This is a genomic window from Actinomycetospora sp. C-140, assembly GCF_054796175.1.
Genome location: NZ_JBTWNF010000013.1, coordinates 67187 through 88603, shown reverse-complemented (window position 1 = coordinate 88603; position 21417 = coordinate 67187). Strand labels below are relative to the sequence as shown.

Annotated in this window: 20 protein-coding genes; 14 read left to right on the top strand and 6 right to left on the bottom strand. The window is 72.8% G+C overall.

The window, feature by feature from the left end; genetic code table 11:
• Nucleotides 1-135: 135 nt before the first annotated feature.
• From lepA to ACR9E3_RS21165, 7 genes are all read left to right on the top strand, one after another.
• Nucleotides 136-2049, top strand: a complete 1914-nt coding sequence (lepA, locus tag ACR9E3_RS21195; RefSeq protein ID WP_460382512.1) for a translation elongation factor 4 — start codon at nucleotides 136-138, stop codon at nucleotides 2047-2049.
• 154 nt (nucleotides 2050-2203) lie between these two features.
• Nucleotides 2204-4087: a DEAD/DEAH box helicase gene (locus ACR9E3_RS21190; protein WP_460382511.1), complete on the top strand. Its 1884-nt coding sequence runs from the start codon at nucleotides 2204-2206 to the stop codon at nucleotides 4085-4087.
• Nucleotides 4088-4322: 235 nt separating this feature from the next.
• Complete coding sequence (locus ACR9E3_RS21185) at nucleotides 4323-4910, top strand: MarR family winged helix-turn-helix transcriptional regulator (protein WP_460382510.1); 588 nt, start codon at nucleotides 4323-4325, stop codon at nucleotides 4908-4910.
• A gap of 88 nt (nucleotides 4911-4998) precedes the next feature.
• A complete protein-coding gene (locus ACR9E3_RS21180) occupies nucleotides 4999-6249 on the top strand; it encodes a CaiB/BaiF CoA transferase family protein (RefSeq protein WP_460382509.1) in 1251 nt (416 codons plus the stop codon).
• Nucleotides 6250-6251: 2 nt separating this feature from the next.
• Nucleotides 6252-6950 carry a 1-hydroxy-2-glutathionyl-2-methyl-3-butene dehydrogenase gene (gene isoH / locus ACR9E3_RS21175; RefSeq protein ID WP_460382508.1) on the top strand — a complete coding sequence of 233 codons (699 nt, stop codon included), beginning with the start codon at nucleotides 6252-6254 and terminating at the stop codon, nucleotides 6948-6950.
• A gap of 16 nt (nucleotides 6951-6966) precedes the next feature.
• The gene (isoI, locus tag ACR9E3_RS21170) at nucleotides 6967-7686 is read left to right on the top strand and encodes an iIsoprene-epoxide--glutathione S-transferase (protein ID WP_460382507.1); all 720 of its coding nucleotides are present in this window, start codon (nucleotides 6967-6969) and stop codon (nucleotides 7684-7686) included.
• Between the two features lie 7 nt (nucleotides 7687-7693).
• Complete coding sequence (locus ACR9E3_RS21165) at nucleotides 7694-8407, top strand: glutathione S-transferase family protein (RefSeq protein ID WP_460382506.1); 714 nt, start codon at nucleotides 7694-7696, stop codon at nucleotides 8405-8407.
• A 9-nt stretch (nucleotides 8408-8416) separates the two neighbouring features.
• Here the strand turns inward: ACR9E3_RS21165 and ACR9E3_RS21160 are convergent, their stop codons facing one another.
• Nucleotides 8417-9130 carry a gamma-glutamyl-gamma-aminobutyrate hydrolase family protein gene (locus tag ACR9E3_RS21160; RefSeq protein WP_460382505.1) on the bottom strand — a complete coding sequence of 238 codons (714 nt, stop codon included), beginning with the start codon at nucleotides 9128-9130 and terminating at the stop codon, nucleotides 8417-8419.
• A 62-nt stretch (nucleotides 9131-9192) separates the two neighbouring features.
• On the opposite strand from ACR9E3_RS21160, the gene gshB reads away from it, so the two are divergent.
• The 3 genes from gshB to ACR9E3_RS21145 all read left to right on the top strand — a co-directional run bounded on the left by gshB (nucleotide 9193) and on the right by ACR9E3_RS21145 (nucleotide 13137).
• Nucleotides 9193-10194: a glutathione synthase gene (gene gshB / locus ACR9E3_RS21155; protein ID WP_460382504.1), complete on the top strand. Its 1002-nt coding sequence runs from the start codon at nucleotides 9193-9195 to the stop codon at nucleotides 10192-10194.
• Between the two features lie 127 nt (nucleotides 10195-10321).
• Nucleotides 10322-12301 (top strand): FAD/NAD(P)-binding protein, encoded by a 1980-nt coding sequence (locus ACR9E3_RS21150; RefSeq protein WP_460382503.1) that lies wholly within the window; start codon nucleotides 10322-10324, stop codon nucleotides 12299-12301.
• Complete coding sequence (locus ACR9E3_RS21145; protein ID WP_460382502.1) at nucleotides 12298-13137, top strand: alpha/beta fold hydrolase; 840 nt, start codon at nucleotides 12298-12300, stop codon at nucleotides 13135-13137. The genes ACR9E3_RS21150 and ACR9E3_RS21145 overlap by 4 nt, the downstream gene beginning before the upstream one ends.
• A 37-nt stretch (nucleotides 13138-13174) precedes the next feature.
• On the opposite strand, the gene ACR9E3_RS21140 is transcribed toward ACR9E3_RS21145, so the two are convergent.
• Nucleotides 13175-14140 (bottom strand): quinone oxidoreductase family protein, encoded by a 966-nt coding sequence (locus tag ACR9E3_RS21140; RefSeq protein WP_460382501.1) that lies wholly within the window; start codon nucleotides 14138-14140, stop codon nucleotides 13175-13177.
• Nucleotides 14141-14243: 103 nt separating this feature from the next.
• Between ACR9E3_RS21140 and ACR9E3_RS21135 the strand changes: the two genes are divergently transcribed.
• Nucleotides 14244-15002 carry an alpha/beta fold hydrolase gene (locus tag ACR9E3_RS21135; protein ID WP_460382500.1) on the top strand — a complete coding sequence of 253 codons (759 nt, stop codon included), beginning with the start codon at nucleotides 14244-14246 and terminating at the stop codon, nucleotides 15000-15002.
• 35 nt (nucleotides 15003-15037) lie between these two features.
• Nucleotides 15038-15274: a hypothetical protein gene (locus ACR9E3_RS21130; RefSeq protein ID WP_460382499.1), complete on the top strand. Its 237-nt coding sequence runs from the start codon at nucleotides 15038-15040 to the stop codon at nucleotides 15272-15274.
• A 98-nt stretch (nucleotides 15275-15372) separates the two neighbouring features.
• Here the strand turns inward: ACR9E3_RS21130 and ACR9E3_RS21125 are convergent, their stop codons facing one another.
• Together ACR9E3_RS21125 and ACR9E3_RS21120 are read right to left on the bottom strand one after the other, a co-directional pair.
• On the bottom strand, nucleotides 15373-16323 hold the full coding sequence (locus ACR9E3_RS21125) for a hypothetical protein (RefSeq protein ID WP_460382498.1): 951 nt from the start codon (nucleotides 16321-16323) through the stop codon (nucleotides 15373-15375).
• 99 nt (nucleotides 16324-16422) lie between these two features.
• A complete protein-coding gene (locus ACR9E3_RS21120; protein WP_460382497.1) occupies nucleotides 16423-17205 on the bottom strand; it encodes an enoyl-CoA hydratase-related protein in 783 nt (260 codons plus the stop codon).
• A gap of 355 nt (nucleotides 17206-17560) precedes the next feature.
• Here ACR9E3_RS21120 and ACR9E3_RS21115 point away from each other — a divergent pair, with 355 nt between their 5' ends.
• Both ACR9E3_RS21115 and ACR9E3_RS21110 read left to right on the top strand, forming a co-directional pair.
• Nucleotides 17561-17776 (top strand): hypothetical protein, encoded by a 216-nt coding sequence (locus tag ACR9E3_RS21115; RefSeq protein WP_460382496.1) that lies wholly within the window; start codon nucleotides 17561-17563, stop codon nucleotides 17774-17776.
• Between the two features lie 118 nt (nucleotides 17777-17894).
• Complete coding sequence (locus tag ACR9E3_RS21110; RefSeq protein WP_460382495.1) at nucleotides 17895-19118, top strand: acyl-CoA dehydrogenase family protein; 1224 nt, start codon at nucleotides 17895-17897, stop codon at nucleotides 19116-19118.
• Between the two features lie 3 nt (nucleotides 19119-19121).
• Here the strand turns inward: ACR9E3_RS21110 and ACR9E3_RS21105 are convergent, their stop codons facing one another.
• Nucleotides 19122-20126, bottom strand: a complete 1005-nt coding sequence (locus ACR9E3_RS21105) for a zinc-binding alcohol dehydrogenase family protein (RefSeq protein WP_460382613.1) — start codon at nucleotides 20124-20126, stop codon at nucleotides 19122-19124.
• A gap of 29 nt (nucleotides 20127-20155) precedes the next feature.
• On the bottom strand, nucleotides 20156-21286 hold the full coding sequence (locus tag ACR9E3_RS21100; protein ID WP_460382494.1) for an LLM class flavin-dependent oxidoreductase: 1131 nt from the start codon (nucleotides 21284-21286) through the stop codon (nucleotides 20156-20158).
• Between the last annotated feature and the right edge of the window lie 131 nt (nucleotides 21287-21417).

Here is a 21417-nt window from a genome sequence, read left to right as displayed (position 1 = left end):
TCACGGGAGCGCGCGGGGGCGCTCAACCGCCTCACGCAGTGGCGACCACGTTACCAACCCCGTACATCGCCGACCGCGCCCGGGGCTCATGGGACGATGGTGGCGACCCGGCCGAGCCAGAACGTGAGGAACCCGTTGAGCCAGACCACCCAGCAGTCCGACACGAACCCTGGGCGGCCGGGCACCAAGGGGTACGCGGACGAGACGTTCACGCCGCCGGACCGGATCCGCAACTTCTGCATCATCGCGCACATCGACCACGGCAAGTCGACGCTGGCCGACCGCATGCTGCAGATGACCGGTGTGCTGGGCGAGCGGGCCTACCGCGCCCAGTACCTCGACCGCATGGACATCGAGCGCGAGCGCGGCATCACGATCAAGGCGCAGAACGTGCGCCTGCCCTGGTACGCCGCGGGCCCCGACGGCGAGATGCGCGACCACGTCCTGCACCTCATCGACACGCCCGGCCACGTCGACTTCACCTACGAGGTCAGCCGGTCGCTGGCCGCGTGCGAGGGAGCGATCCTGCTGGTCGACGCCGCGCAGGGCATCGAGGCGCAGACCCTGGCCAACCTCTACCTGGCCATGGAGCACGACCTCGAGATCATCCCGGTGCTCAACAAGATCGACCTGCCGGCCGCGGAGCCGGAGCGCTACGCCGAGGAGCTCGCGCACCTCATCGGGTGCGAGGCCGAGGACGTGCTGCGCATCTCGGCCAAGACCGGCGACGGCGTCGAGGCCGTGCTCGACGAGGTCGTGCGCCGCGTGCCCGCCCCGGTCGGGGATGCCGACGCCCCCGCCCGCGCGATGATCTTCGACTCGGTCTACGACACCTACCGCGGCGTCGTCACCTACATCCGCGTCGTCGACGGCAAGATCACTCCGCGCGAGCGGATCCGCATGATGTCGACGAACGCCGTGCACGAGCTGCTCGAGGTCGGGATCATCTCGCCGGACCAGAAGCCCTGCCAGGGCCTCGGCGTCGGCGAGGTCGGCTACCTCATGACCGGCGTGAAGGACGTCCGCCAGTCCCGGGTCGGCGACACCGTGACCTGGGAGCGCAAGGGCGCCGAGAAGCCGCTGGGCGGCTACCGGGACCCGCAGCCGATGGTCTACTCCGGGCTCTATCCGATCGACGGGTCGGACTTCCCGCTCCTGCGTGACGCCCTGGACCGCCTGCGCCTCAACGACGCCGCGCTGTCCTACGAGCCGGAGACCTCGGCGGCGCTGGGCTTCGGGTTCCGCTGCGGTTTCCTCGGCCTCCTGCACCTCGAGATCACCCGCGACCGCCTCGAGCGCGAGTACGGGCTCGACCTCATCTCCACCGCGCCCAACACCGTCTACCGCCTCGAGCTCGACGACGGCTCCGAGGCCGAGGTCACCAACCCCGCCGACTGGCCCGAGGGCAAGGTCGCGGCGATCTACGAGCCGATCACCAAGGTCTCGGTGCTCGCCCCGGCGGACTTCGTCGGCCCGATCATGGAGCTCTGCCAGTCGCGGCGCGGGTCGCTCGAGGGCATGGACTACCTGTCCGACAGCCGCGTCGAGCTGCGCTACACCATGCCGCTCGCCGAGATCATCTTCGACTTCTTCGACATCCTGAAGTCGCGCACCCGCGGCTACGCGTCGCTGAACTACGAGCCCGCCGGCGAGCAGGCCGCCGACCTCGTGAAGGTCGACATCCTGCTGCAGGGCGAGCCGGTGGACGCCTTCTCGGCGATCGTGCACCGCGACGCCGCCTACGACTACGGCAACTCGATGGCCACGAAGCTGCGCGAGCTCATCCCGCGCCAGCAGTACGAGGTGCCGATCCAGGCCGCCATCGGGGCGAAGATCATCGCCCGCGAGACCATCCGCGCGATCCGCAAGGACGTGCTCTCCAAGTGCTACGGCGGCGACATCACGCGCAAGCGCAAGCTGCTGGAGAAGCAGAAGGAGGGCAAGAAGCGGATGAAGACGATCGGCCGCGTCGACGTCCCGCAGGAGGCCTTCGTCGCCGCGCTCTCCACCGACCAGAACGCCGTGGAGAAGAACAAGGCGAAGAAGTAGCCGCGGTCGAGGCGGTCACAGGGCGTCGGTCGGGAATGACCACTCGCGTAGACTGGTTACAGAGCCGAGCTGTCGGTCTGGGAAAGACGCCGGAGATGTGACCGGGTCCACGGACAGCTCTGCGTCCGTTTGCTCCCTCTCCTGAAAGAACTACGTGACCAACGCTGCTGTCCTGACCGATCACGACGTCGAGCTCGTCGACGTGATCGCCCCTTCCACCTCCGATGACGCCGACACGGCGCCGGAGATCCCCGAGGCCGCTGACGAAGCGACCCACCAGCACGACGAGACCCCCGAGCCCGACGCCTCCGAGCCCGACGTCCCCGCGTCCGGCTTCGCCGCGCTCGGGCTCGACGAGCGCCTGCTCGGCACCCTGGCCGAGGCCGGGTTCGAGACCCCCACCCCGATCCAGACCGAGACGATCCCGCTGCTGCTCGACGGCCGCGACGTCCTCGGTCTCGCGCAGACCGGCACCGGCAAGACCGCCGCGTTCGCGCTGCCGATGCTCTCGGCGATCGACCCGGCGCAGAAGAACGTGCAGGCGCTGGTCCTGACGCCGACCCGCGAGCTCGCCATCCAGGTCGCCGAGGCCATCGAGCGGCTCGGCACCGCGGTGCGCGGCCTCGAGGTCGTCCAGCTCTACGGCGGCGCGCCCTACGGCCCGCAGCTGCACGGGCTGCGCCGTGGCGGCCAGATCGTCGTCGGCACCCCCGGCCGCGTGGCCGACCACCTCGAGAAGGGCACGCTCGACCTCTCGCGCGTCGCGCACTTCGTCCTCGACGAGGCCGACGAGATGCTCCAGATGGGCTTCCTCGAGGAGGTCGAGGCGCTCTTCGAGCAGCTGCCCGACCAGCGCCAGGTCGCGCTCTTCTCGGCGACGATGCCCGCGGCGATCCGCGAGGTCTCGCGCCGGCACCTCAACGCGCCGGCCGAGGTCTCGATCAAGTCGAAGACGCAGACCGGCGTCAACACCCGGCAGCGCTACGTCGTGCTGCCCGAGCGGCTCAAGGCCGACGCGCTCTCGCGGGTGCTGCAGGTCGAGGACTTCGACGCCTGCCTGGTGTTCGTGCGCACCCGGCAGAACACCACCGACGTCACCGAGGCGCTCAACCGGCGTGGCTTCGCGGCCGTCGCGATCTCCGGGGACCTCTCGCAGGTCCAGCGCGAGAAGACGATCGCCGACCTCCGGTCGGGCAAGATCGACGTGCTGGTGGCCACCGACGTCGCCGCCCGCGGGCTCGACGTCGACCGCATCTCGCTCGTGGTCAACCACGACCTGCCCACCGACCCCGAGTCCTACGTGCACCGCATCGGGCGCACGGGTCGGGCCGGGCGCAGCGGTGAGGCGATCTCGTTCGTGACGCGCGGCCAGATCCGCACCATGCGCATGATCGAGGGCGTCACCAAGCAGAAGGCCGAGGAGATGTCGGTGCCGGGCACCGACGAGGTCAACCAGGTGCGCAAGCGCCGCTTCGCCGACCGCATCACCGGCACGCTCGACGGCACGGTGAACGGCGGCGACCCGATGGACGTGTACCGCGGCATCGTCGGCGACTACGTCGCCGAGACCGGCGTCGACCCGCTGGAGCTGGCGGCCTCGCTGGCCAAGATGGTCCAGGGCGACAAGCCGCTGCTGGTCGAGGACCTGCCGGCGCCGCCGCCGCGCGGCGAGCGTCCCGACAAGCGCGGTGCCCGCGACGGCAAGCCCGACCGCGGCCAGGGTCGCGGCAAGGCCCCGTCCTGGGACGTCGGCTCGGGTCGCGACACCTACCGCATCGACGTCGGCCACAACCAGCGCGTGCGGCCCGGCGCGATCGTCGGCGCCATCGCCAACGAGGCGGGGCTCGACTCCGCGCACATCGGGCACATCGACATCCGGCCCGACCACACGCTGGTCGAGCTCCCGGACAACGTGCCGGGCCCGGTGGTCAAGCGCCTGCAGCGTGCCCGCGTCGCCGGTCGCCCGATGGGGCTGCGCCGCGCGTCGGGCGACGAGAAGGCGTCGGACCGGGGGAACCGCGGCCCGAAGCGCCGCTAGCCCTCCCGGCAGTGCTGCGGCGTCCGTCCGCGCACACCGTCTCGACACGAACGGCGCTCTCGCTGCTACCGAGGCAGCGAGAGCGCCGTTCGTTCGTCTCCGGTGGGCGAGCACCTCGCCCGCCACATCGCTGGAGGCGGGACGCGAGGCGCCCGGCCCGATTCCACCCGGCGGTAAGAAGCTCAGCGCTATCCTTCCCGGCGCGGGGGAGTGTCCGACCGCGAGAGGAGATCGGGTGGCCACCGCGGAGCTCGGCGCCGGGGGCGGCACCCCGGACGACCCCTCGGACGACCCTCCGGACGACACCGGCAGCGGCGGGGCGGACGACGTCGACCGTGTCGAGCGCGACTGGCGCCGTGAGCGCCCCGACGTCGACGTCGGCTCGATCGGCGTCGTCAGCCGGGTCTGGCGGATCGGGCGCCATCTCGAGCACCGGCGCAAGGCGCAGCTCGACCGGTTCGGCACCGACCGCGGCAGCATCGACATGCTGGCGATGCTGCGGCGGGCCGGGCCCCCCTTCCGTCGGACGGCGGGCGAGCTGACGCGGTCCGCGCTGATCACCTCCGGCGGGGTCTCCCAACGTCTCGACAAGCTGGAGAAGGCCGGGCTCGTCACCCGGCACGTCGACACGGCCGACCGCCGCCGTGTCGACGTCGAGCTGACGCCGGCCGGGGTCGATCTGGTCGACACGGTGCTGGTCGGACTCATGGACTCCGAGAGCCGGGTGCTCGACGAGGCGCTCACCGCGTCGGAACAGGACCGCCTGCGCGAGCTCCTGCGCAAGCTGCTGCTGACCCTGGAGCCTCCCGACGCCGGGCGCTGATCGTCTTCTCACGAAGTAATTGACTCCTAAGAGAACCTCGCTAGTGTGTGACGCCAGACACATCCGGTGGCGCTCCGCGAGGTGAACGATGGCGGGTCCTCTGGCGGGCGTCCGCGTGCTCGACCTGTCGGCGATGCTCTCCGGCCCCTGGGCGGCGGACCTCCTCGGCGACCAGGGCGCGGACGTGATCAAGGTCGAGCCGCCGGGCGCGGGCGACCACGTCCGCGCGCTGCGCAACCAGGCCGAGGGCCTCGCGTCGATGTTCGTCAACGTCAACCGGTCGAAGCGCTCGCTGACCCTGAACCTCAAGCACCCCGAGGGCGTCGACGTCCTGCGACGCCTGGTCGGCTCGGCGGACGTCCTCGTCCAGAACTTCCGGCCCGGCGTGGTCGAGCGGCTCGGGATCTCCTACGAGGACGTGCGCGGGGCCAACCCGCGGCTGGTGTACCTGTCGATCAGCGGCTTCGGGGAGGACGGGCCGTACGCGGACCGCCGTGTCTACGACCCGATCGTCCAGGCGCTCTCGGGGCTGACGACCGTGCAGGCCGGCTCGGACACCGCCCGGCCGCGACTGATCCGCACTGTGCTGCCCGACAAGCTCACGGCGATGGCGGGCGCCCAGGCGATCTCGGCGGCGCTCGTGGCCCGCGCCCGCACCGGGGAGGGCCAGCACATCCGGCTCTCGATGCTCGACACCGTGGTCTCGTTCCTCTGGGCCACCGACATGAACGCCTACACGTTCGCGGACCGGCCGGTGGAGCCCGAGCGGGCCGCGAGCTTCATCGACCTCATCTACGAGACCGCCGACGACTACATCACCGTCTCGACGATGAAGGACGGCGAGTGGAAGGCGTTCTGCGCGGCGGCCGAGCGGCCGGACCTCCTCGCCGACGACCGCTTCGACACCGCCGCCAAGCGCGACGAGAACGTCGACGAGCGCCTCGCCGCGATCCAGGAGGTACTGCGGCGGCGCCCGGCCGCGGAGTGGCTGGAGATCCTCCCGGCCCACGGCGTGCCCTGTGCACCCGCCCTGCGGCGCTGCGAGCTCATCGACCACCCGCAGATCCGGGCGTCGGGCACGGTCGTCGAGACCGTGCACCCCGTCGCGGGGCGGCTGCGCCAGGCGCGGCCGGCACCACGCTTCTCCGACACCCCCGTCGACCCGCCGCGGGGAGCGCCACTGCTGGGCCAGCACAACGACGAGCTGCTCGCCGAGCTCGGGCTCGACCGGTCGGCGGTCGACCGGATGGTGGCGGCCGGCGTGGTGGGCGACGAGCACCGCGAGCCCGCACCCGCGCCCCACGAGGACGCCGACGCCGTCATCACCCGGGGAGCCTGAGCATGACCGTCGAGCTGGTCGTCGGGGCCGACCGCGGGATCGCCCACGCCCTGGCACGCCACCTCCACCAGCGGGGCGGCGAGGTCGTCGCCGTCTGCTTCGGCGACGGTGCCGACCTCGCCGCAGCGGGGGTCACCGTCGAACCGCACGTCGACGTGACCTCCGACGAGGCCGTCACCGGCCTGGCCAAGCGCCTCGAGCAGCGGGGGGCCCGGCTCGGGCTGCTCGTGCACGTCGCCGGGATCATGCATCTCGACACGCTCGCGACCGTCGACCTCGACGACGCCCGCCGCCAGTTCGAGGTGAACACCCTCGGCCCGCTGCGCGTCGTGCGCGCGCTCCACGGCCTGCTGGACGAGGGCGCGAAGGTCGGCATCCTCACCAGCCGCGTCGGCTCCCTCGGCGACAACGCCAGCGGCGGCGACTACGCGTACCGGATCTCCAAGGCCGGCGCGAACATGGTCGCCCTCAACCTGCACCACGACCTCGCGCCGCGGGGCGTGATGGTCCAGGCCCTGCACCCGGGGATGGTGCGGACCCACCTGCTCGACGTCATCGACCCCGGCGAGATGGAGCGCTACGCCTCGGCGTTCGCCGCGCCCGAGGACGCGGCGGCCCGGCTCGTCGCGGTGCTCGACGCCCTGACCCCCGAGACCGCCGGCCGCTTCCAGCACGCGGACGGCAGCTACCTGCCCTGGTGAAGGAGGACCGGAAGAAATGATCACCGTCTACGGATACGGCCCGGCGTGGGGCCTCCCGTGCATCAGCCCGTTCGTCACGAAGGTCGTCAACTACCTGACGATGGCCGGGGTGCCGTTCGAGTTCGTCCGGCAGGACCTGGGCACGCTGTCGCAGGACTCGCCGACCGCGAAGATGCCCTTCATCCGCGAGGACGGCCGGCAGGTCAACGACTCGACCCGGATCCTCCAGTACGTCAAGGACAAGTACGGCGACAAGCTCGACGACCATCTCAGCGAGACCGACAAGGCCGTCGGGCTGGCCTTCCAGCGGATGGTCGAGGAGTACACCTACTGGTCGGGTGTGATCGAACCGCGCTGGACGACCGTCGAGAAGTTCAAGATCTACACGCCGTACGTGGTCGGCGCCGAGTTCGACGACCTGCCGAAGGAGGCCCAGGACGGGCTGCTCGCGTTTCGCGAGAAGATCCACGACCAGCACATGAAGCAGGGCATGGGCCTGCGGTCGCACGAGGACGTCGTGGCGTGCCTCGCCGAGGACCTCGACGCCCTGTCGACCTTCCTCGGCGACAAGCCGTTCTTCCTGGGCGACGAGCCGACCTCGTACGACGCGACGATCTACTCGACGTTCCGCCACATCACCGACTCGCCGTGGGACTGGGCCGGCCGCGACCACGCGCGCTCCAAGAGCAACCTGGTGGCCTACGCCGACCGGATGCGCGAACGTTTCAACGTCTGAGCCCGTCGTGATCGACCTGTTCGCCTTCGTCAGCCCGAACGCGCGAAAGATCCACATCGCGCTCGAGGAGCTCGGCCTGCCCTACGAGGTCCGGTGGGTCGACATCACGCGCGGGGACCAGTTCGCGCCGGAGTTCCTGCGCGTGAACCCGAACGGGAAGATCCCGGCGATCGTCGACGACGACGGGCCCGGCGGCGAGCCGCTCGCCCTCTTCGAGTCCGCGGCGATCCTGCTCTACCTCGCCGAGAAGACCGGTCGGCTGCTGCCGTCCGACCCCGGTGCCCGGTGGGAGGCGATCTGCTGGACGGTCTGGCAGGTCGCCAACCAGGGCCCCGGGGCCGGCCAAGCCACGCACTTCCTGAACTACGCCCCGGACGGGGGGCACGTGGACCCGTACGCGCAGGACCGGTTCCGGGCGGAGGCGCAGCGGGTCTACCGGGTGCTCGACGAACGCCTCGCCGGACGCGAGTACCTGGCGGGGGAGGAGTTCTCGATCGCCGACATCGCCTGCTTCCCGTGGACGCGGCTGAGCCGCCACCACGGGATCGACCTGATCGACTACCCGGCGGTCGCCGCCTGGTCCGCGCGGATCGCGGCGCGGCCGTCGGCGACGGCGAGGATCGAGGACCGCCGCGACGAGGCCACGAGAAGGTTCGCGTACACCGCCGAGCAGCGCGCGGTGCTCTTCCCAACGGCGTCGGCGTCGGAGGATCGACGATGACCGCGTCGGTCACCGCCTGAGGTCGGAGGACCCGTGGGACGTGTGGGGTCGCGCGGCGTCGACCAGCCAGCGGAAGACGGGCTGCGGCGCGCCGTCCAGCTGCTCGGGGTGCCACTGGACACCGACCAGTCCCGGTGCCTCGACGCCCTCGACGACGCCGTCGGGCGCCCGTGCGGTGACCGTCAGGCCGGCCCCGAGCCGGTCGACGGCCTGGTGGTGGACGCTGTTGACGGACGCAGTGACGCCGTAGAGGCCTGCGAGCACGGTGCCGGGTTCGATCGCGACCTCGTGGCGCCGCGTGTGTGCGTGCTCGGCGAGGTGGACGTGGAGCGAGCCGCCCCACGCCACGTTCACCAGCTGCAGGCCGCGGCAGATCGCCAGCACCGGCCGGCCCCGCTCGCGGGCCGCGGCGAGCAGCGCGATCTCGCGGGCGTCGCGCTCGGGGTCGAGCGGCGACGTCGACGTGTCCGGCACCCCGCCGTACCGGGCCGGGTCGACGTCGCTGCCGCCGGTGAGCACCAGCCCGTCGGCGCGCTCCATCACGCTCGTCGGGGCGACCCCCGCGGGGACGTGGAACGGGACGGCTCCGGCGGCCACGAGGTTGTCGGCGTAGCCGGCGAAGTAGGCCTCGATCTCGAGCGCGTCGAGGGAGGGCGGTCCGCTGTGCACCCCGGCCGCGCTGCGGCGCCGCCCGGTGACAGCGATGAGGGGCGCGCTCTCCACGGGTCCGACGTTGCCACCCCGCCATCCCCACCGCGACGAGTTCCCGTCACCGGAGGACGTTGATGTCCCAGCCGAGGCCCGACCGCCCGCTCGTGCTCGTGTTCGTGATCGACCCGATCGCGTCGCTGAACCCGGCGCACGACACCAGCGTCGCGCTGATGGAGTCCGCCCAGCAGCGCGGTCACCGCGTCATGGTGACGACGATGCGCGAGCTCGCGGTCCACGAGGCGCGGGCGTACGCCGTCTGCACACCGGTGCACCTCTGCCCGGCGGTCCTGCGGGAGGGTCGGTGGTCGGTGTCGCCGCACTGGTACGCCACGGGCGAGCCCGAGCGGTGGCGCCTCGACGACACCGACGCCGTCTTCGTGCGGACCGACCCGCCGGTCGACGCGGCCTACCTGCGCGGCACCTTCATCCTCGACCTCGTCGACCGCCGGCGCACCGCGCTGGTCAACGAGCCCGCCGGACTGCGTGACGCGAACGAGCACCTGTTCGGCCTGCAGTTCCCCGAGCTCTGCCCGGACACCGTCGTCACCGCGGACGTCGGCGAGATCGTCGACGCGACCCGGGCCTGGGGGCGCGCGGTGGTCAAGCCGACCGAGGGCATGGCCGGCCGCGGGATCATGCTGCTGCGTCCCGAGGACCCGAACCTGCGGTCGATCCTGGAGTCGGCGACGACACGCGGTCGCGACCAGGTGGTGGTGCAGCGCTACGTCGCCGAGGTGAGCGAGGGCGACCGCCGGGTGATCGTGCTCGACGGCGCGCCGATCGGCGTCGTGCGCCGCGTCGCGACCGGCACCGAGTTCCGCTGCAACATGGCGGCGGGCGCGGCGCCCGTCGCCGACACCGTCACCCCGCGCGACAAGGAGCTCTGCGCGCGCATCGCCGACCGGCTCGTCGCCCACGGCCTGACCTTCGTCGGGCTCGACATGATCGGCGACTACCTCACCGAGATCAACGTGACCAGCCCGACGGGGGTCCGCGAGATCGACGCCTTCGACGGCACACGGCTCGGCGACCACGTCATCGCGAGCGTCGAGCGACGGGCCGCCGCGGTCTCCTGACCGGCGTGCGGGCCCGGTCACCCGGGCCCGTCGGACGGGAAGCGCTCGCGCTCGCGCGTGGTTGGCCCTGGAGGAGCAGGGATAATCGTTCGCGAGCGCGCAGTGTCGACGGCGGAGGGACGCACAGATGCCACGCTCGGTGGTGATCGTCGGGGGCGGACCCCGCGGGACCGGTGTGCTCGAACGCCTCGCGGCGAGCGCCCCCGAGTTCGTGCCCGCCGGCGACGTCCTCGACGTCCACCTCGTCGACCCCTACCCGGACGGTGCCGGTCGGATCTGGCGCGAGGACCAGTCGGCGCTGCTCTGGATGAACTCCATGGCCGCCGACGTCACGATGTTCACCGACGACAGCGTCCGGTGCGACGGGCCGATCGTGCCGGGCCCCTCGCTCTACCAGTGGGCCGTGGCGGTCCGCGACGGCGAGCTGCCCGGTGAGGCCGTCCCCGACGGCGCGGTCGGCGAGGAGCTGCGGGCCCTCGGTCCCGCCACGTTCGCCACGCGGCGGCTCCAGAGCCATTACCTGGACTACGTCCTGCGGCGCGTCCTCGCGGACCTCCCGCCGCAGGTCCGTGTCCAGCGGCACCGGACCCGGGCGGTCGGGCTGCGGCGCGGCTCGCCGGACACCGTCCTCCTCGAGGGTGGCGGGGAGCTGCCGTCCGACGTGCTCGTGCTCGCGTCCGGCCACCTCGACGCCGCGCCCACCGCCGACGAGGCCGCCCTGGCCGCGCACGCCGAGGAGCACGGGCTGCGGTACTTCCCACCGGAGCAGACCACCGACTCCGACCTCGACCGCATCCCCGCGGGCGAGACGGTGATCGCCCGCGGGATGGGGCTCGCGTTCATCGACCTCATGGTCCTGCTCTTCGAGGGCCGCGGCGGACGGTTCACCGACCGGGGCGACGGCACCCTGGACTACGAGGCCTCGGGCCGGGAGCCCGTCGTCCACGTCGGGTCCGGGCGCGGCGTCCCGTACCACGCGAAGACGGAGTACGCGCTGCGCGGACCGCGGCCGCCGCTGCCGCGCTTCCTCGGGCCGGACGAGATCGCCGGGTTCGTGCGGCGCGGGTCGGTCGACCTGCGCCGCGATGTGTGGCCGCTGATGGCCAAGGAGGTCGGCTGGGCGTACTACCACGAGCTCTTCGCCGGCCACCCCGACCGTGTGCGGGGCGTGTGGGACGACTTCTCCCTGCGCTACGCCGAGCTCGACTGGTACACGCCGGCGATGTGGGAGCTGGTCGCCGGGTTCGTGCCCGATCCCGCCGACCGGCTCGACTTCGAGCGGATCGACCGCCCGCTCGAGGACGTGTCCGCGCCGGACCTCGCCGGCCTGCAGGAACGGCTGCGCGCGTACGTCCTCGACGACCTCGCCCGTCACGTCGACGACCGCTACACCGCCGAGCTCGGGGCGTTCGTGGGGCTGCTGTCGGTGTTCGCGCAGGTCGCCGAGCTCGCGGGGACGACGGCTCTGACGCCGCGCTCGCGGGCCCAGGACCTCGCGTGGTGGCAGAACCTGTTCAGCTCGCTCGCGAGCGGGCCGCCGGGACCGCGCCTGCGCCAGCTGCTCGCCCTCTCGCGCGCCGGCTACGTCGTCTTCCTCGGCGCCGGTCTGCAGGTGCAGCCCGTCGACGGCGGGTTCCGGGCCACCAGCGCCTCGCTCGAGCACGTCGCCGTGACCGCGGAGACGTTCGTCGAGGCGCGTCTGTCGTCGCCGAGCGTGAGCCGCAGCGACGACCCGATGCTCGCCGGGCTGCACGCCGAGGGCCTGCTCGACGAGGAGACCCTCCGCGAGGAGCACGCCGACGGCGGCCGCGTCGTCGGGTCGGCGCCCGCCGTGCACGCCGCCGACGCCGCGGTCGCGCACTCCGGCGCGTCGGTGACGCTGCACAACACCGGCCTGGTGCGGGTGCGCACGACGGACTTCCGGCTCGTCGACGCCGAGGGCGAGCCCGACCCCGGGCGCTTCGCGATCGGGCCGCACACGAACGTCCGGCTGCCCGGCGCGTTCACCCGGCCGAACACCAACGCGCTGAGCTTCCGCGCCAACGACGCCCTGGCCCGCGCGGTGCTCGCCGAGGTCGCGCCGGCGGCGGGACGATTGTCGGCGTGATCCCCGAGCCGGTCCGCGTCTCCCTGCCCGACATCACGCTCTCGGTGCTCGACGCCGGCAGCGGCCCGGCGGTCCTGCTGCTGCACGGCTTCCCCGACCGCGCCACGCTGTGGCGCGCGCAGATCGAGGCCCTCGTCGCGGAGGGGTACCGCGTGATCGCCCCGGACCTGCGCGGGTTCGGCGACAGCGACAAGCCCGACGACGTCGCGTCCTACCGGCTGCACCACTCGGTGAACGACGTGCTGGCGCTGCTGACCGAGCGGGGCGTCGAGCGCGCCGCGGTCGCCGCGCACGACTGGGGCTCGGCGCTCGGCTGGGCACTCGCGCTGCGCAGCGACCGGGTCACCCGCTACGCCGCGCTCGCGGTCGGGCACCCCGAGGCGTTCCGCGCCGCCGGGCTCGAGCAGCGCGCCCGGTCCTGGTACATGCTCTGGTTCCAGTTCCCCGGCATCGCCGAGGAGGTCCTGCCCGCCGACGACTGGGCGCTCTTCCGGCGCTGGCTGCACCCCGGCGTCGACGACGACCTGGTGCGCACCCAGATCGCCGACCTGTCCCGCCCGGGCGCGCTGGTCGCGGGCCTGAACTGGTACCGGGCGAACATCGACCCGCGCACGTTCACCGACGACGCCCCGCTCGGCCTCCCGCCGCTGACGTGCCCGGTGCTGGGCATGCTCGGCGAGGACGACGTCGCGCTGGTCGAGGCGCAGATGACCGCCTCGCGGCAGTTCGTCGACGGCCCGTTCACCTACGTGCCCGTCCCCGGCGGCGACCACTGGCTCCCGGTCCGCAGCGCCGACACCGTCACCTCGACCCTGCTCGCCTTCCTACGTGAGTGAACTTCGGGGCTATAGCCCCGAAGTTCACTCACATACGTCAGCGGGTGAAGACGATCTTGCCGGCGGTGACGCCGTCGAGCATCGACTGGAAGCCGTTCTTCGCGTCGGTCATCGGCAGCTCCTGGCCGATCTCCGGGGCGATGCCCGTGGCGGCGACGAAGTCGAGCAGGTCACGCAGCTCGGCGAGCGTGCCCATCGTCGAGCCGACGAGGTTCTTCTGCAGGAAGAAGATCTGGGCGAGCTCGGCGGGGGGCTGGTTGCCGGACGTAGCCCCCGAGCAGACGATCGTGCCGCCGGGCACCAGCGCGCGCACCGAGTGCTTCCAGGTGGCCTCGCCGACGGTCTCGAACACCGCCTGCACCTTGCCGGGCAGCTTGCCGTTGGACTCGAAGACCTGGTGGGCGCCCAGGCGCAGGGCCAGCTCGCGCTTCTCGTCGGTGCGTCCGGTGACCCACACCTGCATGCCCGCCGCGCGCCCGAGCTGGATGAGCGCGGTGGACACGCCGCCCGACGCGCCCTGGACGAGCATGGTCTGCCCGCCGCGCAGCCCCGACTTGGTGAACAGCATCCGGTAGGCGGTGAGCCAGGCGGTGCCCATGACGGCGCCGGCCGTGGCCGTCATGCCCTCGGGGCGGGGCAGCGCGTTGCGCTGCGGGACGACGACGTAGTCGGCGAAGCTGCCCTGCGCCCACTCGGTGAGCATCTTGCGCTTCGGGTCGAGGGTCTCGTCGTCCTTCCAGTCCGGGTCGCCCATGAGCGAGTGCAGGACGACCGGCGTGCCGTCGTCGAGGGTCCCGGCGCCGTCGCAGCCGAGGATCATGGGGAACTGGTCCTCCTTGATGCCGACGCCGCGCAGCGTCCACAGGTCGTGCATGTTGAGGCTCGCCGCCTCGACCTTGACCCGTACCCAGCCGTCCGGGACCTCGGGGTCGGGCCGCTCGCCCACCACGAGGGAGGCGATCGGGTCGTCGGCGTTGGGCTCGGAGGCGTAGACCGCGAACATGTCCCGCAACCTATCCGGGACGCCACGACCGACGCCCGATGAGTCGGGGCTCGCCGCGAAGTCCTAGCCCACGACAGACCCGACTCGCGACGGAGGAACCGTCATGACCACCCTGAACGGCTCGTACGCGGCCCTGCCCGGCATCGACGTCTATTACGAGGACCACGGCGAGGGCGCCCCGTTGGTCCTGCTGCACGGCGGGATGCAGACGCTCGACCTCAGCTTCGGCGCCCTCATGCCGGCGCTCGCCCCGCGACGTCGCCTCATCCCGGTCGAGCTGCAGGGCCACGGCCGCACCGCCGACGTCGACCGCGAGATCACCCTCGCCAACCAGGCCGGCGACGTCGTCGGCGTGCTCGACCACCTCGGTCTCGAGCGCGCCGACGTGCTCGGCTTCAGCTGGGGCGGGCTGGTGGCCCTGGAGACGGCCGTGCGCCACCCCGACCGCGTCGGCCGACTGGTACTCGGCGCCGTGCACACCCGCGCCGACGGCTACCACACCGAGATCACCGACCCGGCGCAGTGGGAGACGTCGACCCGGCTGCCCACGGAGGAGGACTTCGCGGCCATGGTCGGCGAGTACGAGCGCTACGGGCTCAGCACGTTCGAGGCCGTCAACGCCAAGCTGCAGCACACCGTCGGCGCCGAGGAGAACTGGACGCCCGCGCAGCTCGCCACGGTCACCGCGCCCACCCTCGTGATGATCGGCGACCACGACTTCGTCCGCGTCGACCACGCCGCGGCGATGGCCGAGGCGATCCCGGACGCCGCCCTGGCCGTGCTGCCGCGGACCCAGCACACCGAGGTCTTCGCCCGTGTCGGGATCGTCGCGCCGATCCTCGAGGACTTCCTGACCCGCTGACCGACCACACACCTGCGCGCGTACCGTTCCGAGGCGTGCTGCACGCCGTCGCGACCTGGTGGGACGGGATCGAGCTCTGGCTGACCCAGCTCGACTTCACGTTCCAGGTCGTCCTGGTCGTGGCCGTCGTCGGCCCGGTGTGCTGGGGCCTCGCCGCGGTCATCGACACCGTGGTGGAGCGCTCCGTGGCGGCCCGTCTCGAGGCGGCCGAGCGCCGGGCGCAGCAGCGTGACCAGCAGCCGGACCAGCCCCGCGCCGACGCGAGCACCTGATGGACCGCCGCGTGGCGCGGCTGTGGGTCACGGCGACCCTCGTGGCGCTCCTGCTGATCGTGCTCCTCGTGAACGTGCTCTGAAGCCCGACCGCAGCCCTACCGCGCGGCCGCCACGGCCTCGTCGTGCAGCGTGCGGGTGATGCCGGTGACCGTCGACGACTGGGCCTCGTAGCTCTTCGTCTTCGGGCTCAGGGTCAGTACCACGATCACGCGCCGCCGGCCGTCGACGAGCCCGCTGGTGTGCAGGGCGCGCCGGCTGAGGTCGAGGGCCGGCGTGGCGAGCGTGGCCGGGCGGCTGTCGGCCACGACCTGCGGCGCCTCCTCGGCCGCCTGGCCGGAGGCGGCGTCGGGCGGGGTGTTGACCTGACCCTCGACGCACGGGCGCGCGGGCGCCGACCCGTAGCCCGACCAGCCCTGCTTGACCGCGCGCGTGCCCGTGACGGCGCGCGGGATGCCGAAGGACTGGTCGAACCCGTCCGCGGCGCACTGCGTCGAGCGCTCGAGGTTGCCGACGATCAGGTCGCGCTGGAACGCCGTGGTGCGGTCGAGGAGGAAGTTGTAGACCCGCGCGACGTCCGCGGCGCTGATCGCGGTGTAGCCCCAGTACCGCCGGTCGGTCGGCGGGGCGGTGTTGACGAGCCCGATCAGGCGCACCATGCGCACGACGACCTGCTCGTAGCCGCGGCGAACCCACAGGGTGCTCGCCGCGTCGTCGTCGCTCGAGCGCAGCATCGACGTCAGCAGCGCACGGTCGGCGGTGGACACGCTCGTCCGGCCCTGCAGGTAGTCCAGCGCGATGAGCAGCTTGACCAGCGACGCGGAGCGGAACCGCGTCGTCGCCGCCGACTGCGCCACGATGCGGCGCGTCGTGCGGTCGTAGACCAGGTAGCCCGCGGAGGTGTCGACGGGCACGACGGGCGCGGCCCGGAGCCCGGCGGCGTCCGCGGGGGCGGCGAGCGCCGCCGGGGTCAGCAGGCCGGCGAGCAGACCGGCGAGGACCAGCGCCAGCCCCAGTCGCGTGCGGACCCCACCCCGTGACCGATGCATCGTGTGCTCCCCCCGAGCGAGCGCCTCCCAGTGAGCGGCGGCATCGGTACCGCCGAGAGGCGTAGGGGCATCACGATGACATCACGTCCGGAACGATGTTCAGGCACCCGGTACCCAGGACGGCGCGCGCTTCTCGGCGAACGCCGCCATGCCCTCCTGACCCTCCTCGGAGGCGAAGAACTCCGAGGACAGCGCGGTCATCGCCTCGAGGTCCTGCTGCAGGTGCTCGCCGCGGTCGCGGCGCAGCATCGCCTTCGTGGCGGCGAGGGCGTTCGGGCCGCCGCGGGCGAGCATCGCGGTGTAGCGCTCGACCTCGGCGTCGAGCCCGTCGGCGTCGACCGCGCTGTTGATCAGCCCCACGGCGGCGGCCCGGTCGGCGTCGAAGGTCTCGCCGGTGAGCATCAGCTCGTGGGCGGCGCGGGGGAGCAGGCGGGGGAGCACGGTCGAGGAGATCACGGCGGGCACGACGCCGATGCGGACCTCGCTGAACGCGAACGTCGCCTCCCGGGCGGCCACGGCGATGTCGCACGCGGAGACCAGGCCGACGCCACCGGCCCGCGCCGGCCCGGCGAGCCGGGCGACGACGGGAGTGTCGGACTCCCACAGCGCGGCGAGGATCGCGGGGAACTCGTTGACGCCCTGCTCGGAGGAACCGGCACCGCGCGACTCGCGCAGGTCCATCCCGGAGCAGAAGACCGGGCCGGTGTGGGTGAGGACGATGACACGGGCGGTGTCGTCGAGGATCGCGGCGTCGAGGTGGGCCGCGAGCTCCCGGCGCAGCTGGGCCGAGAGCGCGTTGCGGTTGCGCGGCGAGTCGAGCGTGATCGTGGCGGTGCCTCCCGCGATCTCGAGGTGCACCAGTTCGCCGGGGTCCGAGTCCATGGCGGCCACTGTGACACGGGCCGGATCGCCCGCCCGGTGGTGGCGTCGGGCCCGCCCGGGTGCGTAGCGTCCGTGATCGTGACCCAGGCGCCCTCCACCGTGTGGCACGCCTGGCGCCGTCACGTCGATCTGTGCCGGACCTCCGCCGCGACCTGTCGTCCCTGACCTGCTGAGCCCGCCCGGGCGCGTCCCGGGGCCGTCCTCACGCTCGTCCGGAGCACGACATGACCCTCGCGCAGCGCGTGCAGCGGGCCCTCGACGACCTGTGTCGTCTGTCGCCGCTGCTCGCCCTCGTCCACACCTCCTCGCCGGCCGCGGCCACCGTCCCGGGCGAGGTCCACCGGAGGAATCCCGCATGGCCACCGTCATCCCACGTTTCAGTCCCCGCGGCGCCGCCGTCGCCGAGCTCCTCACCGACCTGGACTCGCTGGTCCGTCGTGAGGTGAACCGCGACGGCGCCGGCACCGAGCACTGGGACCGTGACGCCGAGCGCATCGCCGCCGAGGTCGCCACGGCCCTCGCGCGCCTGCGCGACGACCTGCACCGCCACCCGCTGCCGCCGCGGCGGTGAGCCCGCCGTCCCGGCTGGTGCCGCTCGTGCGGCGCCGGCACCTCGACCACGCCCGGACGGGCGCCCAGCGATGTCGGACTCCTCGCCGACCTGACCCGTTCCTGATCGAGGAGAACCCGTGACCAGCACGCTCACCCGCAACCCCGACTTCGCCACCCTGCCCACCCCGCGCACCGAGGAGGAGTGGCTCGAGCGCGCCCGCCTCGTGCGCGGGCTCCTCGCCGCCGACGCCGCCGAGCGCGACGCGGCGGGGGCGACGCCCTACACCGAGGTCGCCCTGCTCAAGGACTCCGGGCTCGTCACCCTGCTCGGACCCACCGAGCACGGCGGGGGCGGCCAGGAGTGGCCGACCGCGTACCGCGTCATCCGGGAGGTGGCCGCCGGCGACGGCTCGATCGGCCAGCTCCTCGGTTACCACCTGCTGTGGTTCTGGGCGGCGCGGCTGGTCGGCACGCCGGAGCAGATCGCCCAGGTCGAGGCCGAGGCCACGCGGCAGCGGTGGTTCTTCGGCGGCGCGGTGAACCCGCGCGACGCCGACGTCGTCATCCGCGACGAGGGCGACGAGATCGTCTACTCCGGTCGCAAGTCGTTCTCGACCGGCAGCAAGGTCTCCGACGTGACCGTGCTCGAAGGGGTGGTCGAGGGCACCGACACCCACGTGTTCGCGATCGTCCCGTCCGACCAGCCGGCGATCACGTTCCACGACGACTGGGACAACATCGGCCAGCGCCTCACCGAGTCGGGCAGCGTCTCGCTCGACGGCGTGCGGGTGCCGTGGGAGGCGGCGGCCGGGTTCCGCGACAAGGTGTTCACGCCGCGCGTCTACAACACGCTGAACGTGCCGGTGATCCAGCTCGTGTTCGTCGCCTTCTACCTCGGCATCGCCCGCGGGGCGCTCGACGAGGCGGCCGACTACACGCGCACGACGACCCGGCCGTGGCTGCACGGCGGGCAGTCCCACGCGGTCGACGAGCCGTACGTGATCGACACCTACGGCGACTTCACCGCCAAGCTGTGGGCCGTCGAGGCGCTGGCGGACGCGGTGGCGCAGGAGGGGCTGGTGATCCATCGGGACCCGGACGCGGTCACCGAGCGGGCCCGGGGCGAGCACGAGGTCCGGGTCGCGGCGGTCAAGGCGCGTGCTACCGAGGTCGCCCTGGAGATCACGGGCGGGATCTTCGAGGTCACCGGGGCGCGCTCGACGGCGGCGTCCCTGCGCTTCGACCGGTTCTGGCGCAACGTGCGCACGCACACGCTGCACGACCCGGTGGCCTACAAGCGCCGGGAGGTCGGGCGCTTCGTCCTCGTCGACGAGCTGCCCGAGCCGACCTGGTACAGCTGAGGCTCACGTCCGGGCGGCGTGCGGGCGCCAGCGCAGGGGGCGGGGGAGGATGACGATCTTCCCCGTCGCCCGGTCACCCTCCATGATCGAGTGGGCGTCGCGGATCCGTTCGATCGGGAACACCTGACCGAGCGGGACGGTGGCGCGGCCGCTCGCGACGTCGTCGAGGAACTGCTGCAGCACCGCGGCGGGGAGGTCGCTGGCCTCCCCGCCGTAGGCGGTGAGCCGCACCCCGCGGGGCAGGTAGTCGATCGGGTAGAAGTCCGGCACCGTCCACTCGTTCGACAGCATCCCGGTGAAGCACACGACGCCGTGGCGCCGCGTGGCACGCAGGGTGTCGGGCAGCGTCGGGGTGCCGACGAGCTCGAGTGCGGTGTCGACGCCGTCGCCGAGCACGTCGCGCACCTGCCGGGCCACGTCCCCGTCGTCGACCAGCACGTGGTCGACGCCGAGCGCGCGCAGCTTCTCGGCCTTCGCCGCGGTGCGCGTCGTCGCGAGCACGGTGAGCCCCCGCGACTTCGCCAGGACCGCGGCCGCCATCCCCACCGACGACGTCCCACCGCGCACGAGCAGGGACTGGCCGGGCCGCACGTCGAGCCCGTCGGTGAGCGCGCCGTGGGCCGTCTGGAGCATCTCGGGCACCGCACCGATCGTCGGCCAGTCGAGGTCGCTGTAGAACGCGATGACCTGCCCGGCCGGCACGCAGGTGTACTCCGCGTAGCCGCCGTCGAAGGTGCGGCCCATCCCGCCCATCATCGTGACCACCTGCTGGCCCGGGACGAACTCGCCGCCCGGGCAGTCGGCCACGACGCCCGCCGCCTCGATGCCGGGGACGCGCGGGAACGTCACGCCGTCGGCGAGCCCGAGCCGCGTGTGCAGCTCGGAGCGGTTGACCCCGAACGCCTTCACCGCGATGAGCACCTGCCCGGGCTGCGGCTCGGGGACGATCAGGTCCTTGATCTGCAGCGCGGTCAGGTCGCCCGGCCCGCTGAGCACGACGGCACGCATCCTCGCCACGGGCATGATCCTGCCGGGTGTCAGGCCGCCGTCAACGTGTGGATCCCGCGTGCGCGACCCTCGGCCTCGCGCTGGGCGACGCCGGCACGCACGAGCGGGATCACCTCGCGCCCGAACTCCTCGGCGTCGGCGAGCAGGTCGTAGCCGCGGGCCGAGAGGATGTCGACGCCGAGGTCCCAGTAGTCGAGCAGGGCGGCGGCCACGGTCTCGGGCGTGCCGACGAGCGCAGTGGAGTTGCCGCCCCCGCCGGTGGCCTTCGCGGTGACGGTCCACAGCGCCCGGTCGAAGCGCTCGCCGCGCTCGGCGACGGCGAGCAGGCGCCGGGAGCCGGCGTTCTCCGGGTCGGTGAGCCGGTGGCGGTTCGTCAGCGGCCGGGTGCCGCCCTCGGTGCGCTCCTCGATGCGGGCGACGGTGGCGTAGGCCTTCTCCCAGGCCGCCTCCTCGGTGGCGCCGAGGATCGGGCGGAACGCGACCTGGATGCGTGGCATCTCGGTGCGACCGGCGGCGCGGGCCGCGGCGTGCACGGTGGCGATCTGCTGGGCGGTGTCGGCGAGCGGCTCGCCCCACAGCGCGTAGACGTCGGCCTCGGCGCCCCCGACCGCGTAGGCCGCGTCCGACGACCCGCCGAACGACAGCCCGATGCGCGGCTGCTGGGCGGGACGCACGTCGAGCGCGAAGTCCTCGAACCCGTAGTGCTCGCCGGCGAAGTCCCAGGGCGCGGTCTCGGTCCAGGCCCGCTTGAGGATCTGCATGTATTCCCGGGTGCGCCCGTAGCGGTCGTCCTTCGACAGCCGGTCGCCCTCGCGGGCCTGCTCGTGCTGGTTGCCGCCCGTGATGACGTGCACCGTCACCCGGCCCCCGCCGATGAGGTCCATCGTCGCGAACGTCTTCGCCGCGAACGTGGGGATCGACAGGTTCGGGCGGTGGGCCACGAGCAGCTGCAGGTCGTCGACGTGGTCGAGGATGTACGTCGCGGCCTGGGCGGGGTCGGGGCTGCCCGACGAGTACGCCGTCAGCACGCGGTCCCAGCCGTTGTCGCGGTGGGCGCGGGCGAGGCGCAGCGTGTAGTCGGGGTCGAAGGCGGGACCGGAGCGTGGGGTGATCTCGGAACCGTCGTTGGTCGCGGCGATGCCGAGGAACTCGACGGGCACGGGGTGGCTCGCTTTCCTGGGAGGCGGGTCGGGTCCGGGGACCCGACTCAGAGCGCCGAGGACACGCGACCGAGGTCGACGTGCCGGCGTGACACCAGGAGCACCACGACTCCCACGCTCCTCCGGCGCCG

What these genes read in the sequence shown, in the direction of transcription:
- isoH (WP_460382508.1), top strand. Translation starts at nt 6,252, where the DNA reads ATGACCGTCGAGCTGGTCGTCGGGGCCGACCGCGGGATCGCCCACGCC.
- ACR9E3_RS21135 (WP_460382500.1), top strand. Translation starts at nt 14,244, where the DNA reads ATGACCACCCTGAACGGCTCGTACGCGGCCCTGCCCGGCATCGACGTC.
- ACR9E3_RS21115 (WP_460382496.1), top strand. Translation starts at nt 17,561, where the DNA reads ATGGCCACCGTCATCCCACGTTTCAGTCCCCGCGGCGCCGCCGTCGCC.
- ACR9E3_RS21180 (WP_460382509.1), top strand. Translation starts at nt 4,999, where the DNA reads ATGGCGGGTCCTCTGGCGGGCGTCCGCGTGCTCGACCTGTCGGCGATG.
- ACR9E3_RS21150 (WP_460382503.1), top strand. Translation starts at nt 10,322, where the DNA reads ATGCCACGCTCGGTGGTGATCGTCGGGGGCGGACCCCGCGGGACCGGT.
- ACR9E3_RS21105 (WP_460382613.1), bottom strand. Translation starts at nt 20,126, where the DNA reads ATGCGTGCCGTCGTGCTCAGCGGGCCGGGCGACCTGACCGCGCTGCAG.
- ACR9E3_RS21120 (WP_460382497.1), bottom strand. Translation starts at nt 17,205, where the DNA reads ATGGACTCGGACCCCGGCGAACTGGTGCACCTCGAGATCGCGGGAGGC.
- ACR9E3_RS21140 (WP_460382501.1), bottom strand. Translation starts at nt 14,140, where the DNA reads ATGTTCGCGGTCTACGCCTCCGAGCCCAACGCCGACGACCCGATCGCC.
- isoI (WP_460382507.1), top strand. Translation starts at nt 6,967, where the DNA reads ATGATCACCGTCTACGGATACGGCCCGGCGTGGGGCCTCCCGTGCATC.
- ACR9E3_RS21125 (WP_460382498.1), bottom strand. Translation starts at nt 16,323, where the DNA reads ATGCATCGGTCACGGGGTGGGGTCCGCACGCGACTGGGGCTGGCGCTG.
- gshB (WP_460382504.1), top strand. Translation starts at nt 9,193, where the DNA reads ATGTCCCAGCCGAGGCCCGACCGCCCGCTCGTGCTCGTGTTCGTGATC.